The sequence below is a fragment of the Nocardiopsis listeri genome, assembly GCF_020741345.1.
GTDB lineage: Bacteria > Actinomycetota > Actinomycetes > Streptosporangiales > Streptosporangiaceae > Nocardiopsis > Nocardiopsis listeri_A.
The window spans coordinates 1-15045 of record NZ_DYZD01000032.1 but is presented as its reverse complement, the minus strand read 5'-3'; the positions used below and the strand labels follow the sequence as shown (position 1 = coordinate 15045).

Here is a 15045-nt window from a genome sequence, read left to right as displayed (position 1 = left end):
CCGAGGTGGTGGCCGCGCACGTCGAACCCGTGCTCGTGGGCGCCTACCACCGCGCCTATCGGGGGCCGATGGCCGAGCGCCGGGCCGCCGCCGCGGGTTCGGTGGTGCGACTGCGACCGATCACGGAACTGAGCACCGCCCAGGTCCGCGACCTGGAGGCGCATCCGCTGGGCGAAAGGGCGGTGGACGGGTACGGCCAGTTCGTCCTCCTGGATCCGCCGCCGCGCGCCCCCGAACCGTTCGCGCCGCCCTCGGCGCCGATACCCGCCCGCCGACCGGGGACCGTGACCCTGACCGACGGCAGGGCCCTTCCCGAGCCCGGGGAACCGGACCCCGCGGCCGACCCGCACCTGGCGGTCCTGTACGACGCGCTGCTGTGGAACGCCGCCGCGCAACCGGTGCGCGACCATGCCCGCGACCTGGCCCGCGCCTCCGGGGCCACCCTCGCACCGCTCACCCCCAGCCTGCTGGGCCGGCTGCGCGAAGTGGTCGCCCACCCGCACCGCACCGCCGACGAGGCGTTGACGGTCCTGCACACCACCCTGACAGGGGACCCGGGACAGGGCGCGCACAAGGTACTGCGCGAACGTGCGGTGCGCGCCCTGGAAAGAGCCCGCCTGAGGCGTCCGGGTCGGGGCGGACGGATCACCGTCCATCGCTGGCTGAGCGATCTGACCGGTGGTGAGGGGGCCGTGTCGTGGTGGCGCTCCCACCGTCCCGGTGACGCGCCGGACTCGGCCTACCCCCGTGCGCTGGCCGCCGTGGACCTGGCCCGCCCCGACGGCCTGCCCGACCTGGCGCGGGACAGTGGGTTGTCGCCCCGGGCCGAGGAATGGGAACGCCAGGCCGCGCCACGACTCAGCCTGCTACTGGTCTCCTCCTGGATGGCGGAGGCCGCGCGGGTCCTGCGGACGGCCCCCGACGGAGGTGGGACACGGTGAACCGTCTGGTGTGGGAGTTCACCACCCGCCTGCTCCTGCTCGGCGACGCCCACGTGGGCGCGGCCCGGGCCACACCTCGACACGCCGCCGAGAGCGACGTGGACCTGACCCTGGACCGCGACCCGTACAGCGGCCTGCCCCGGCTGCGCGCCACCACGCTGGCCGGACTGCTCCGTCACGAGCTGCTGGCCCGCACCGACCGGACGACGGTGACCTCGCTGTTCGGAATCGACGACGGTAGTTCGGGTTTCGGGGCGGGGGAGGCGGCCCCGGTGCCCAGCGCCCTGGACCTCGACGACGCCCAGGCCGTCCTGCCCGACGACACCTCCGTGACCGTACGGGTGGGCACCCGCGTCGACCCGGCAACCGGGACGGTGCACCCCGGCCGCATGTGGCAGTGGGAGGTCCTCCCCGCCGGCACCGAATTCACCTGTCACCTGCGTCTGTGGGTTCCCGAACCCGCCGTCGAGGCGCGCCTGCTCACCCTGTTGGTCCTGGCCACCCGGGGCCTGGCGGGGGAGGGGCCCGGTATCCGCATCGGTGGCCGCACCGGCCGCGGGTACGGCGCGGTCCGGGCCACCCACTGGGCGGCCCGCCGGCACGACCTCACCGACCCGGGCGGGTGGTTCGACTTCCACGCGCGCACGTGGGACGAACGGGCGGGCCAGGGCGCCGAGGCCCTCACCGATCCCCCGCGCGATCTTCCCGAACTCCTCGACACCCGGCTGCGCGAGAACGGACGCGAGGCGGTCGCGGCGCACGTGGGGGTCGGTTCGACCCGTCCCGACCCGCGGCACCGGGCCGAGCTGCGGCTGGAACTGTGCGTGGCCGAACGCGCCGACCCCCTCGCGCCCGGACCGTTGCGCCCGGGTCTGCTCATGATCGGCGACGTGCCCGAGTCCGATCGGCTCGCCGAGGTCGACCGTGCCCACCGATGGCGGCCGACGGTCACCGACGAAGGGAGGGTGCGCCGGGCGCCGGTGCTCGGCGACACGGCCCTGTTCGCCCTGTTCAAACGGATCGGCGGTCGCCTGGTCCGGGACGCCGCCGAACACCTGGACGCACCGGCGGGGCGGTGGCGACGATGGCACGGTCACTGGTGGGGCGCCGACCCCGCCGACCAGGGCGCGCCCCGACCGTCCCGGATCCGCCTGCGCGCCACCCCCACCCTCACCGGCGGAGCGCCGTTGACCACCACGCGCATGACCGTGGACTCGCTGTTCGGCGACGCGGTGGACGGCCGCCTGTTCACCACCGACGTGCACTGCGGGGGGAGGGCCGAGGTCGTCCTGGACGTGGCCGAACCCGACGACGCCGTGCTCGGCCTACTCGCCCTGGTGGTCCGGGAACTGTCCACCGTCCCCTTGGACACCCTGGGAGCCGGAGCGGGAGGGGGCAACGGCCGGCTCACCGTCACCCGTGCCGGCCTGGTCACCCACGGCCGCTCGAAGGACGAGCCGGACACCGTGGACCTGATGGCGGCGCTCGACGAACCCGACGGCCCCGAGGGCGAGATCGTCCGTGGCCGGCTGCGCGCCCTGCACACCCGACTCACCGAGGAGGGACCCCCGTGAACGTCCGCGCCCACGAACCACCCGACCCCGTGGGGGTCGACGTCGAACGGCTCACCCCCGAACGGATCGACGCCGTCCTGGCCGACGTGTTCGATCACGGAGTGCGCTGCCGTGAGCTGGACCGGGCCCTGGAGGGCTCCCCGCCCGGCCCCCAATGGCTCCTGGCCGAGTTCGGCGACGGGCGGGTCACCGGGGCCTGTCCCCGGCAGAGTTGGCGGCGCTCCGACGGCGACGTCGCCGACCGATGGCGGATCCTGGAGGTCCTGGTCTTCGCCGCGCACGCCCAGATCCGCCTGGGCGAGGGTGCCGGGTCCGGGTGGATCGCCACGGACAGGGGCGGGGACCTCCCCGAGTGGCTGCGCCCCCGCGATCGTTCCTTCCTGCTCCAGGGGTGGGTCGGCGCCGAACACCGGAGCGTCCTGGATGGGGAGGTACCGATGACGATCACCCGAGAACCTTCGGGCACAGAAGCGGTCCTGCCCGTGACCTGGACCGAGTTCTCCGGCCGGCTGCGCCCCCTGGCGGAGCCGGGACGCAGCGCCCTGGAGAGCACCGGAACCTGGCTGACCGTCCGCGAGTACTGGGCCGCCGACCCCGCCACCGGTGCGGTGGGGGTGGCCTTCCACCGGCTCACCGGGATGTGCGCCGGACCCAAGCCCACCGGTCCGGAGTTCGAGGTGGGCACCGGGGACCGGATCGAGGAGCGCTGATGGTGGATCCCCGAGAGCTCGCGCCTCGGATGGCCAAGGTCGGGCCGCGGCCCCGGTACCGGGCCACGGCGCCCTACGGGCTGGTCCGCCTGGCCGACGAACCCGTACCCGCCAAGGCCCTGCACCCCGGCCACGACACCGACGAGCTCCTGCGCTCGCACGACCGCACCATCCCGGGCACGCACACCGGCTGGATCGACCTGACACTGACCACACTGACCCCCACGTTCGTCGGGCGGACCCGACGCGGCGGCGGGGCGGCCCGCTCGCTCCGGCTCCCCTGCGGTGGGCGTGCGCTGCCGACCGTGCCCGGCACGACCCTGCGCGGCCTGGTCCGCAACACCGTGCGCATGCTCACCGGCGGCGAGACCGGGCCGGTCAACACCCCCATGCTGTTCTTCCGCGCCCCGGTGCGCATCGACCCGGACAACACCGACAGTTCGCTGTCCACCCGGGCACGCCACGTGATGGCCCGCCGGCACGCCCACTACCGCGAACGCCGGGCCGGTCTGCGCACCGCCCAGGGGTTCATGTACCGGTCACCGGAGGACGAACGCTGGTACGTCGTGGAGCTTCCGGCGACCGAGCCGGAACCCTCGACCGGGCGGGCGCTCAAGGTGTCCTTCGACGTGCTGCGCGAGAGCGTGGCCACGTGGGACTTCGGAGTGGAGAAGTTCCCCGATCCGCCACGCGGTGCCGGCTACGTGCCCACCACCCACGAACAACATGGCCGGTTGCAGCACCGCTGGGTGCACGCGGTCCACCACGGGCGAGGCGTGGTCGCCGTCGCCCCCACCGAGAAGGACGCCCGCGCCCACCCGGCGGCGAGCGCGGCCGGGGGCGGGGTGATCCGGGCGCTGCTGGTGCTGACCGGCGCGGCGGCGGGGGAGCGGCGCAACGCCTACCTCTTCCCCCGTCCACCGGACCTGCGCGGGGGCAGACACCCCGTACCGGACTCCCTGGTGGACCTGTTCGAGTCGGCCGAGCAGATCACCGGCTACCAACGGGCGGCCTTCCCCGACACCCTCTCGGCGAGCGGCGGTGATCCGGCCCGACCACCGGTGGCGGGGACTCCGGGCGGTGGGCTGCCCCGACAGAGCCTGGAACCGGTGTGGTTCGACGTGGACGACTCCGGTCGGGTGGTCTCCTTCGGGCGTTCGGGCGGTTACCGCATCGCCGTGGGCGACGCGGATCCCGTCCGCCGGGCCGTCCCGGCGCCCGTACTGGGACCTCAACACGGCGAGCCCCGTCGTTCGGAGCGGGCCGGGCGCACCGTGGACGTGTGCCGCGCGATGTTCGGCGACACCGACGTGTTCGCGGGGGAGGCCGGGGCGCTCAAGGGCCGGATCGAGTTCGGCAACGCCGTCGCCGAGGAGATCGACGCCGACCTGACCGCGCTTCGGGTGCGGCTGCTGTCCCCGCAACGCGGCTGCTTCGCCAACTACCTGGTGCAGGGACCCGACGCCGCGTCGGGGGACCGCCCCGACGTCGTCACCTGGTCGCACGAGGGAGACGTGCGCCTGGGCGGATACAAGGTCTACCTGCACCGACACCGGCCCACCGACGGCCCGCACCCCTACGACGAACGCGCCCAGGAGGAACTCGACCTGGAGGTGGTGCCCACCGACGGGTCCGCCCCGCCACCGCGCGATACCCAACGCGACATCGTGCCGCTGCGCGAAGGACTGGTGTTGCGATCCCGGGTCACCTTCACCAACCTCACCGACGCCGAACTCGGCGCGCTGATGCGGGCGCTGCTGCTGGACAACCCGGTGGACGGCGGCGACCCGACCGACCCCGAACACGCGCACAAGGTCGGGATGGGCAAGTCGCTGGGGATGGGCAGCGTCCACCTGCACCCCGAGCTGTACCTGGTGGACCGGGGCGCCCGCGCCGCCGACCTGTCCCTGCGCCCCGACGCCGGAGTGGCGCGCGCCGACCAGGAGCGCGTCCGGTCGTTCCTGGACGCCTTCTCCGTCGCCCTGGCCGGTCACCGGCTTCCCGGACCGGCCGAGGCCGAGCGTTGGCGCGAGGTGGACCAGGTCGTCGACGTGTGTCTGGCCACCCGCTGGCGGTATCGGCTGTCCCTGGAGGAGACCGCGGTCATGTCGCTTCGCGACTTCGCCGAGTACCCGGTCCTGCCGCCGCTGGTGGACCGGTTCCGACGGAGGAGAACATGAGCGCTTCGCTCAGCCGGAGCGGTCGCCGAAGACGATCGCCTCGGTCAGCGCGTCCAACAGGTCGGCCCTCAGGTCGGGGTCGTCCTGGGCCTCGCGCCAGCGTTCGGGGGCCGCGGGGCCGGTCTTCAACAGTCGGCCGAGCAGGGCTTCGAGCGTGCCCTGTGGGTCGGCCCCGAAGGCCGACCGGTGGCCATGGGCCTCGGCTGCCAGTTCCCGGCCCAGCCAGAGCAACCAACGGCGTTCGTGGTCGGCCAGGACCTCCCGTCTGGGCACTTCCTCGTCGTCCGGCGCCGGTTCCGGGACCGGGTTGTAGGGGGCGCTGCGCGCGCGTCCCCGGGCCTGCTGCACCAGGGTGAAGTGGGTGGGCATGAGCGTGGCCATCCGGGACAGGACGTCGGTGAGCCGCCGCGCCAGGTCCTCACCGGTGATCTCGGGCAGGAGTCCGCGCAGCAGGAGACGACGGCGTTGGTCGGGGGTGCGAGCGGGGTCGGCGTCCCGGCCCGAGGCGAGCTCGGTCATCTTGCGCAGCAGGTAGTCACCGGTGGCGGTGGAGACCAAGGGAGGTTCGCACACGGCGCTCATCCGGCGCCCGTGCAGGTCGGCCACGGGCACGGCGCTGCCGTCCTCGGTGAAGGAGACGGATTCACCGGGGGAGATGTCCTCGGGCAGGTCGGCGGCCGGGTTGCCCCGCCCGGCGGTCAGCACCAGCATGGCCAGGGCCTCTTGCTCGACCACGTCGGTGGCCACCCGGGCCACGTCGCGGCGCTGGGCCCATCGGCGGGGACGTTCGGAGAAGGCGCTACGGTCCTTGCCGTTGGGGGCGGGGCTCGGGTACACCCGACGCAGGTTCTTGTAGGAACGGTCGCGGCGCACGTCGTCCAGCGCGTCGCGCAGTCGGTGCGCGGCGGTGCGGTCCACCCCCGTGGCGGTGGGCAGGGCGCGGGTCATGCGCACGGCGATCACCCCGTGCGGGTCGCCGCCGTGCTCGGGGCACGGGCAGTGCTCGACGCACAGGTCGATGTAATCCCAGAACTGCTCGGTGTGGCCGGCGCAGCCCTGAGCGGTTCCGTCCGTGGAGCAGGGGCCGCACCCCAGCGCGCGGGTGAACACGCGCAGGAAGGTGGTCGACCCGTACAACTCCCAGGCGGAGCAGTGGTGCTTGCTCACGAACTCTTCTCCCCCGGATGGTCCGGGGCCGGGACGCTCCCCCAGCCCTTCCGGGGAAACGCGTGCGAGTCGAGAGCGAGCGGATGACACTCCTGCGTCAACGGGAGGTCGTACAACAAAATAGGGCTTCTATGGGAGGAAAGTCAATTGTCGACGATCGTCTCTGAAGAGGCGAATCATATTCTTGTTCTGAAATCGGTCAGGAGAAAACAGCCGTCACAGAGAGAACAAGGGGGAGTGGTGCAGGGGTCTGGCCGCATGTGTCCGAGAGACTGCGGTGAAGACCTTGGAACGGGCACGTCGGCGAGAGGAAACGGGAGGTCCGACGTATGAGGGTGATCAACCTGACGCCGCACGAGGTACGAGTGGTCGACGCGCAGGCGCGGGTGATCCGCACCTGGAAGAGCGCGCCACGGCCCGCTAGGGTCGAGACCGACCGGGTACCACTACGTGAGATCGACGGGATCCCCCTCCTGTCAGAGGAACGCACCCGTGCCGCCAACCTCCCCGACCCCGAGGAAGGGGTCTGGTACATCGTCTCTTCCGTGGTCAGTTCCGCGCATCCCGAGCGCTGCGATCTCCTGGTCCCCTCCGACCTGGTACGGGACAGCAAGGGAGTGGTGACCGCCTGCCGTTCTTTCGTCATCATGTCCGAATCCGCGAGGGATGGGGAAGTGGTGGAAACGGTCGCCTGAGGAATGAGAAAGGACAACGTGGACGAACCCTCCGCAGCCGTCGTCCTCGTGGGACAGAACCCCACCCCGGCCTTGTCGGCCTCGCTGACCCTTCCGGTCGACCACCTGTTCCTGGTCTGTAGCGACGGCACCGTGCCCGTGGCGCGACGGGTCGCCGAGGCGGTGGGGCGGCTGCGCGAGAAGCGTGTCGTACGCGTCCTCAGCGTGGGTCCGGACCCGCATGATCCCGAAGCGGTCACCGCGCTCCTGGACCGGGTGCGCGATGCGCTCGCCGGACGCCCCTGGCACCTGGACTACACCGGCGGTACCAAGGTCATGAGCGTGGCGGCCGCACTGCACCACGAACGCTCCCTCCCCTCCCGAGCGCACGGACTGCGCCACTACCTCGATCCCCACAGCGACCCGCCCGGACGGCTCGGGGTGGACCTGGCGACCCTGGCCGCGATCCACGGGGCCCGCTGGGAGGAACGTCGCGACCCCGCGCCGGTGCGCCGTTACCTCGGCGGTGGAGAGGACGCGCTGCGCGAGGCCTATCCACGACTGCCCGCGGGCGAACTCAACGGGGTCATCGCCGAGGGCCGCGTCCTGGCCCACCTGCGCCGACTCACCGGCGCCAGGCCCGACACCGAGGTCCTGGGCGCCCGTCGGGTGGTCGACCCCTACCGGTCCGGTGGTTCCATCGCCGACTTCGACGCCCTGCTGCGTCACCGCCACCGGGTCCTGTGCGTGGAGGTCAAGAGCCGCGCCGAGGACGTGATCGCCCGGGCCGGCTGGACGGTCGCCAAGTCACGTCGGGTTTTCGGTGGGGCCACCCAGGTCCTGTTCGTCTACACCGGCCCGGTCGTGGACGACCTGCGTGAACGCATCACCGCCTACAACCCGGCGCTGTCCGCCCGAAACGTGCACGTGTGGCACGCCGACGCCCTCCTCGAACGGGTGACCTCCTTCGACGCCCTGTGCAAGGCCTTCCTCCCGGCCCTGGACGGCGGACGCGGAGCCGTGCCGGCCACACCCGTACCCCTGGCCCCGTCCCCCGGACCACCCGACCACCCGGGCCCGGAACAGGGCCCACTCCTGGTCACCCCACTGGGCGGCAGCCGCCTGGGCGCCCTGACCGCGCTGCACGCCCACCGGCCCTCTCGCACGTTGGTACTGCCCTCCAAACAGAGCCTGCGCGCCAACGTGCGCGAGGCCGCCGCCCGTACCCTGTTCGCGGTCGAGAACCCCGGCCTGCCCGCCCCCGACGCCGATGCCTTGCGTGCCGAGGGGTACCGCGACCGGGTGCGCCTGGCCGCCGACCCGGTGAACGGCTTCGACCCCGAGGCGGTCGCGGCGACGGTGGGGGAGTGGATCGGCCGTGAACGCGACGGGCAACGCCCCGTGGTCGTGGACTTCACCACCGGAACCAAGGCGATGAGCCTGGGACTGACCAAGGCCGCGCTCAACGGCGGGGCCTGCGCCACCTACCAATTGGCCCGCGACCGGTCCGTGGTGTGCCTGCGCCATGGCCGGCACCGACTGCGCGGTCGCGCCGGGCCGGACTGGTCGCTGGTGCTCAGCGGGTACGAACCCTTGGCGTCGGACCTGGCCGAGGTGGTCGAGGGGCCGGTGCTGGACGAGGTCGAGGTGGAACTGCTGGACCTGGTCGCGCGCGGGCTCTCCGGGGCGGCGTCGGGCCCCTGCCGGGTCTGGTGGGATCCCTCCCTGGCCGACGGGTCCACCTTCCTCACCGCGCGGGAGCGGCCCTCCCTGGTGCTGGCCTTCGACGACCGGGCGGTCGGTCTGGCCGCCCCCTCCTGGCGACGACGCCGAACCCCGGGCGGGCCGCGTCGCGAGGTGAGCCCCGGCGGGTGGGCACAGAGCGTGTTCGCCGCGACCACGCACCTGGGCGTGCGCTGCGACGTGGCCGGGACCCTGCTGGCGCTGACCCGTCCCGGCCGCGACGTGACCCGGGCCGGTGAGCTGGTGGACTGGATCGCCGAGAGCACCTCCGAAGGCGCGGGGGATCAAGGGATCCGGTTCGGCGACCCCACCCGACCGCTGGTGGTGGAGGTCGACCCGTCGGCGCCACCGGCCTTGTTGGAGACCGACGTCGGCCTTCTTTGAACGGTGCGCCATGATGGCATCCGGGAAAAGAGGGTGAACGTGCGTATTACGGGTGGTGTGGCCTTCGGGGTCGTCGCGACGTTGCTGCTGGCCGGGTGCGCCCCGTCGGAGCCGGAGGGCGCCGCGACGGTGAGCGTCGACTGGCGGGTGTGTCCGGAGGGGCCGGAACGGGAGGAGGGGCCGGAGTGCGGGACCCTCGACGTGCCGCTCGATCACGCCGACCCCGACGGGGAGACGCTGGAGTTGGCGCTGGTGCGCCGCCCGGCCGAGGGTTCGCCGCGCGAGAGGATCGGGTCCCTGGTGATCAATCCCGGCGGGCCCGGTGAGTCCGGGGTGGAGATGCTCGACCACCCGATGTTCGACGACGACATCCGTGCCGCTTTCGACCTGGTCTCCTTCGACCCGCGCGGGGTCGGCGACAGCGGAGGCTTCGCCTGCGGCGACTGGTTCGCCATGGACGACGCCCGTCGCGCGGTACAGGATTCCACCCGGGTGACCGACGCCGAACTCGCCGAACTGGAAAGGACCGCCCGCGCCTACGCCGACACCTGCGCCGAGGAGGTGGGGGAGGATCTCCTCGCCCACATCGGTACCGCCGACGTGGTGCGCGACCTCGACCTGATCCGTCGGGCGTTGGGCGACGAACGTCTGACCTACGTCGGGTTCTCCTATGGCACACACATCGGTGCCCTGTACGCGGACCGCCACCCCGACTCGACCCGGGCCATGGTCCTGGACGGTGCGGTGGAGACCGAACGGCCCAACGTGGAGATCGCCCTCGACCAGGCGGAGGGCTTCCGGGACACCTGGGAGCTGTTCGTGGCCGACTGTGCGGACGAGGACGAGTGCCCCTTCACCGGGGTGGCCGAGTCCGAGGCGGAGATGGTCGACCTGGCCGCCCGGCTCGACGCCGACCCGCCCAGCACCCACGGCATGCCCGTGGACGGTCCCACCCTGCTGGCGATGATCTCCCAGGAGCTGTACTACGAGGACGCCTGGTCGGAACTGGCGAGGACCCTGGCCGCGGTGGACGCCGACCCGCACGGGGCGGGTGAGCGACTCGACGCCCTCTACGACGGCACCTTCGGTCTCTACGAGGACGAGGACGAGGAGGAGGGGGACGGACCCGGGGCGGTCGAGGCGGACGATGAGGCCGCGCTGACCGCGATCAACTGCGCCGATCGCGACGACCCCACCGACCCCGACGTCTACCGCAGGGCCGCCCAGGAGGTCGCCGAACACTCCCCGCTCTTCGGCCCCGACCTGGTCTGGGAACAACTGCCCTGTGCCTACTGGGTGGACACCGAGGAGACCCCCACCGGGTTCACCGCCCCCGACGCCCCGCCGCTCCTGGTGATCGGCACCCTCGGCGACCCCGCCACCCCCTACGCGTGGGCCGAGGAACTCACCGAACAGCTCGACACCGCGGTCCTGCTCACCTACGAGGGCGCCGGACACACCGTCTACGGCTACGGCGACCCGTGCGTGGACGGCGCCGTCGACGCCTACCTCCTGGCCGGGGAGGTTCCCGAGACCGGGCTCTCCTGCCCGGGCGGGTAAAACACGTCGGGACGCACTGTTGACCCCGGCCACGGCATGTTCACCATGTGTGTTTACGATCTCACTCCGAGTATGGGAAGTCGAGGGTTCGACTACTCGGAGTGAGGTCCGGTGTGCGGGTGCGGGCGAGGCGGCGACTGCTGGGTGCCGGAGTGCTGGCGACGGTCCTGGCGATCACACCCGGAGCGCCGCTCGCCGACGTCAAGGACGGTCCCCACCCCTTCCACGGACAGCACATCGATTGGAAACCCTGTTCGGACCAGGACGAACTCGCCGAGGCCGGGCCGGCCGAGGGTGACCCGGACTGGCACGCCCGACTGGAGTGCGGCAGCGTCACCGTCCCCGTCGACCACGGTGACCCCGAGGGCGAACTCCTCGAACTGGCACTGATCCGACGGCCCGCCCAAGGCGCGAGTCGGGGCTCGCTCGTCTTCGACTTCGGAGGTCCGGGGGTCTCCGGGATCGACACCTTCCTCGCCGGGGCCCTGCCGCTGGGCCGCGGGGTACGGGAGAACTTCGACCTGGTCTCCTTCGACCCCCGGGGCGTCGGCGACAGCGGCGGATTCACCTGCCGCGGCCACTCCGACCTGGACGGTCTTTTGGCCCGAATTCGAGGCATCGACCCCGACGACCTGCCCGAACGCGCCCTGGAGAAGCTGGGGCGGGTCGCGCACGCCTTCACCACCGGTTGCGTCGACGCCGTGGGCGAGGACTTCCTCTTCAACATGGGCACGGTGAACGTCGCCCGCGACCTCGACCTGGTGCGCGACGCCCTGGGAGACGAACGGCTGGACTACGTCGGCTACTCCTACGGAACCTCCATCGGCGCCCTGTACGCCGAGATGTATCCCGAACGCTCCGGCGCGCTGGTCCTGGACGGGGCGGTGTCGATCGAGGACGACCTGATCACCGACACCGTCGAACAGACCGCCGGGCTCCAGACCTCCTGGGAGGCGTTCGTCGCCTACTGCCTGGACAGTGCCCCGGAATGCCCGTTCACCGGCATGGATACCGCCTCCGAGGAGTTGGCGGCCCTCCTGGACGGCCTCGACACCGAGCCGTTGCGCGTCGACGGGCGCGACCTGGACAGGTACGCCCTGCTGGACCTGCTGCGCGGTTCGCTGTACACCGAACAGCTGTGGCCGGGCACCGCCCTGTTGCTCGCGGGCCTGGCGGCCGACGAACGCGACGGGTTCGTCGTCGACTACCTGTCGAGCCTGCGCGACGACGACTCCGACGAACCGCCCGGCGCGGACGAGGCCGCGCACATCGCCGTGCGCTGCGCCGACCACCCCCGGCCCACCGGCATCGACGCCTACCTCCAGGGCGTCCGCGAGGCCGAGGCCGCCTCACCGCTCTTCGGCGGCACCGAGGTGTGGCGGATGCTGCCCTGCGCCACCTGGCCCGACACCGAGGCGATGCCCACCGGGATCAGCGCTCCGATGGCCCCGCCGATCCTGGTCGTGGGAACCTTGGGCGACCCGGCCACCCCCTACAGCCGGGCGCGGGAACTGACCGAGCAGCTCGGCTCCGCCACCCTGCTCACCTACGAGGGCGGCGGCCACACCGCCTACGGGGCCGGCCGCGCCTGTGTGGACGAGGCCGTGGAGACCTACCTGCTCGGCGGTGGGCTCCCGGGTGAGGACACCACCTGCCCGAGCGTGCTCTGATCTCACTCCCTCGGACCAACGAGCTCCCCCGTCCGGGGGAGGCGCCGCGGGCCCACCTTCGCCAGACTCGTGTACGAGACACCGGATCGGAGGAGGGGACCATGGACGCACAACGCAGATGGGGCCGGGCCGCCGCGGCCGCCGCGATGGTTCTGGGCGCGGCACACCTGGTCATCACCGGAGGTTTCCTGTTCACGGGCGCGCAGGAGCCCACCGTCGGTTACCTGGCCTGGGTGTTCATCCCGGTCCTGGTCGCCCTGGTCTTCTCCGCCGCGGCATCGGCCCTGGCCTCTCCCCGGGGCGCCCGGGGACGTTGGCCGCTGTGGGTCGGTGGGACGGCCGCGGTCTCGACCGGTGCGCTCACCATCATCGGGTTCGCGCCCCTCGCCATGGGCGCGGACCCGATCTCCCTCTTCCTCGGCCCGGGCCCCTACGCCCTTCCGTGCGCGATCCTGTTCACCGCTCTCACCCTGGGCACGGTCCGCCGGCGGCGGGCGTCTCGGAACGCTTCGACCGGGACCACCCGTGGTCCGGAACGTGAGGTGAGACCGTTGCGTCGAGGAGCGAGACGTATACTCCGGGCATAGCGGCTGCCGACCGCGTCCGCGGTCGTGCCGTCTTCGAAGGGACATCCCCTGCAACTGAGCGCATTGCTCAACGGCCATGCCCACCAGGTCATCTACGGGGATCCCGATATCCCCATCACGTCGGCACCCAGTGTCGACATCGATCGAGTGGCGCCGGGTTCCCTCTACCTCGCGCTCCCAGGGCACCCCGACGGCGGTCCGGAGGGGATCGCCGCCGCCTTCACCAGGGGCGCCGTCGCCGTCCTCGTACAGGAACCCCTCACCCTCGACGAATCGGAAACGCCACCGGGGTCGTGCGTGGTCCGGGTCGGGGACGCCCGGGTCGCCGCGGCCCTGGTGTCCGCGCGCCACCAGGGTGAGCCCGGTCGGGACATGGACGTCGTCGCGGTCACCGGCACCAACGGCAAGACCTCGGTGTCGTCCATGTACGAGTCCCTGCTGCGGATCGCCGTCGGCGCCCGTGTCGGGGTGATCGGTACCTCCGGGGCCCGGACCGGAGGCGACCCGATTCCGATGCCCCGCACCCTGCTCAGTACACCGGAGGCCCCGGACCTTCAGTACCTGCTGGCCCGCATGCGCGTTCGGGGCGCTTTGAGCGTCGTGTTGGAGGCGACGTCCATGGGCCTGCTCCAACACCGTGTGGACGGTTCCCACATCGACGTCGGGATCTTCACCAACCTGACTCGGGACCACCTGGACGATCACGGCACGATGGAGAACTACCGCGACGCCAAACTACGGCTGTTCCAGGGTCTGTGCCGCCAGGCCGTGGTCAACGTCGACGACCCGGTGGGCGCCGCCATCTCGGCGATGATGCCCGGGGCCACGGTGTCCTACTCGGTCGAGGGGCCCGCCGACTATCAGGCGACCGACCTGGTCGTGGACGCCGCGGGTACCCGCTTCGTCCTTCGGCACGATGGCCGAAAGTACCCCGCGGCGATCCCGATCCCGGGACGTTTCTCGGTGTCCAACGCGCTCGCCGCGCTGGCCGCCTGCCATGTCCAGGGGCACGAGCTCGGTGGACTGGTGGCGGCGTTGGAACGGATGCCGGGGATCCCGGGGCGCTTCGAGCGATTCGAGGCTCCGCGCGGTATCTCGGTGATCGTCGACTACGCCCATTCACCGGACTCCCTGGACAAGGTCTTGGACACGATCCGCGGCTTCGCCCCCGGCCGGGTGTTCACCGTCTTCGGTTGTGGCGGCGACCGCGACACCACCAAGCGAGCCGAGATGGGACGGATCGCGGGCACCTACTCCGACCGCTGCGTGCTCACCTCGGACAACCCGCGCCACGAGGACCCGGAGTCGATCATGGATCAGGTGGCCTCGGGCATCGAGGAGACCGGGACTCCGTTCACCCGGATCGCCGACCGTAGGGCCGCCATCGATCGGGCCCTGTCCGTGGCCCGGGCCGGCGACGTCGTACTGATCGCGGGCAAGGGCAGCGAGAGCCACCAGATCGTCGGCGACGAGATGCTGCCCTTCGACGACATGAACACCGTGCGCGAACTCGTCACCGCGTATTGAGGTGACCCGACCGTTCGGGGGGATCGGGTCCCGTCGACCCTTCGGAAACATTCCGAATGTCGGGGCGATCCCCCCACGCGTCGTCCCGAAGCCACTTCCGGGGGTTGGTCCCCCCTCTCCGGTGGGTGCTCCTGCCACAGGTGATCAACGCTCTCTCCACTTAGAGCTCATCTCATTTGGATCCTCGGTAGCCTGGCCCAGTGTCGATGGTTGAGCGGTTGGTGCCGGACGGATTGTGGGAGCTGTTCCAACGGGTGGTGCCCGAGGTGCCCACCCGGCCTCAAGGTGGTGGAAGGCGCAGACGCGGGGACCGTGAGGTGTTGGCCGC

General features: G+C 72.0%; 10 protein-coding genes and 2 pseudogenes. 11 read left to right on the top strand and 1 reads right to left on the bottom strand.

The annotated features are described in order from the left end of the window. From K8V84_RS01600 to K8V84_RS01585, 4 genes and pseudogenes are all read left to right on the top strand, one after another. Positions 1-941 (top strand): annotated as a pseudogene (locus K8V84_RS01600) (hypothetical protein); the annotation flags it as partial. Then, the gene (locus K8V84_RS01595) at positions 938-2515 is read left to right on the top strand and encodes an RAMP superfamily CRISPR-associated protein (protein ID WP_304069464.1); all 1578 of its coding nucleotides are present in this window, start codon (positions 938-940) and stop codon (positions 2513-2515) included. The pseudogene K8V84_RS01600 and the gene K8V84_RS01595, both read left to right, overlap by 4 nt. Then, positions 2512-3225, top strand: a complete 714-nt coding sequence (locus K8V84_RS01590) for a hypothetical protein (protein ID WP_304069462.1) — start codon at positions 2512-2514, stop codon at positions 3223-3225. Before K8V84_RS01595 ends, K8V84_RS01590 begins: the two co-directional genes overlap by 4 nt. Next, the gene (locus K8V84_RS01585; protein ID WP_304069460.1) at positions 3225-5405 is read left to right on the top strand and encodes a TIGR03986 family CRISPR-associated RAMP protein; all 2181 of its coding nucleotides are present in this window, start codon (positions 3225-3227) and stop codon (positions 5403-5405) included. The genes K8V84_RS01590 and K8V84_RS01585 overlap by 1 nt, the downstream gene beginning before the upstream one ends. A gap of 9 nt (positions 5406-5414) precedes the next feature. Here K8V84_RS01585 and K8V84_RS01580 read toward each other — a convergent pair whose 3' ends face one another. Further along, complete coding sequence (locus tag K8V84_RS01580) at positions 5415-6572, bottom strand: hypothetical protein (protein WP_304069458.1); 1158 nt, start codon at positions 6570-6572, stop codon at positions 5415-5417. A 329-nt stretch (positions 6573-6901) separates the two neighbouring features. On the opposite strand from K8V84_RS01580, the gene K8V84_RS01575 reads away from it, so the two are divergent. From K8V84_RS01575 to K8V84_RS01545, 7 genes and pseudogenes are all read left to right on the top strand, one after another. Next, positions 6902-7267 (top strand): hypothetical protein, encoded by a 366-nt coding sequence (locus tag K8V84_RS01575; protein WP_304069456.1) that lies wholly within the window; start codon positions 6902-6904, stop codon positions 7265-7267. Between the two features lie 3 nt (positions 7268-7270). Continuing rightward, entirely contained in the window at positions 7271-9373 is a 2103-nt protein-coding gene (locus K8V84_RS01570) for a CRISPR-associated protein (protein WP_304069454.1), read from the top strand. Positions 9374-9412: 39 nt separating this feature from the next. Next, entirely contained in the window at positions 9413-10933 is a 1521-nt protein-coding gene (locus K8V84_RS01565; protein WP_304069452.1) for an alpha/beta hydrolase, read from the top strand. A 101-nt stretch (positions 10934-11034) separates the two neighbouring features. Continuing rightward, a complete protein-coding gene (locus tag K8V84_RS01560) occupies positions 11035-12603 on the top strand; it encodes an alpha/beta hydrolase (protein ID WP_304069450.1) in 1569 nt (522 codons plus the stop codon). Between the two features lie 101 nt (positions 12604-12704). Then, positions 12705-13190 (top strand): hypothetical protein, encoded by a 486-nt coding sequence (locus K8V84_RS01555; protein WP_304069448.1) that lies wholly within the window; start codon positions 12705-12707, stop codon positions 13188-13190. Positions 13191-13214: 24 nt separating this feature from the next. Next, positions 13215-14717, top strand: a complete 1503-nt coding sequence (locus K8V84_RS01550; protein ID WP_304069446.1) for a UDP-N-acetylmuramoyl-L-alanyl-D-glutamate--2,6-diaminopimelate ligase — start codon at positions 13215-13217, stop codon at positions 14715-14717. Positions 14718-14917: 200 nt separating this feature from the next. Further along, positions 14918-15045: pseudogene (locus tag K8V84_RS01545) on the top strand (IS5/IS1182 family transposase); the annotation flags it as partial.

Excerpts from the sequence above, each read along its gene's own strand:
- K8V84_RS01585 (WP_304069460.1), top strand. The coding sequence starts at position 3,225 with ATGGTGGATCCCCGAGAGCTCGCGCCTCGGATGGCCAAGGTCGGGCCG.
- K8V84_RS01575 (WP_304069456.1), top strand. The coding sequence starts at position 6,902 with ATGAGGGTGATCAACCTGACGCCGCACGAGGTACGAGTGGTCGACGCG.
- K8V84_RS01570 (WP_304069454.1), top strand. The coding sequence starts at position 7,271 with ATGAGAAAGGACAACGTGGACGAACCCTCCGCAGCCGTCGTCCTCGTG.
- K8V84_RS01555 (WP_304069448.1), top strand. The coding sequence starts at position 12,705 with ATGGACGCACAACGCAGATGGGGCCGGGCCGCCGCGGCCGCCGCGATG.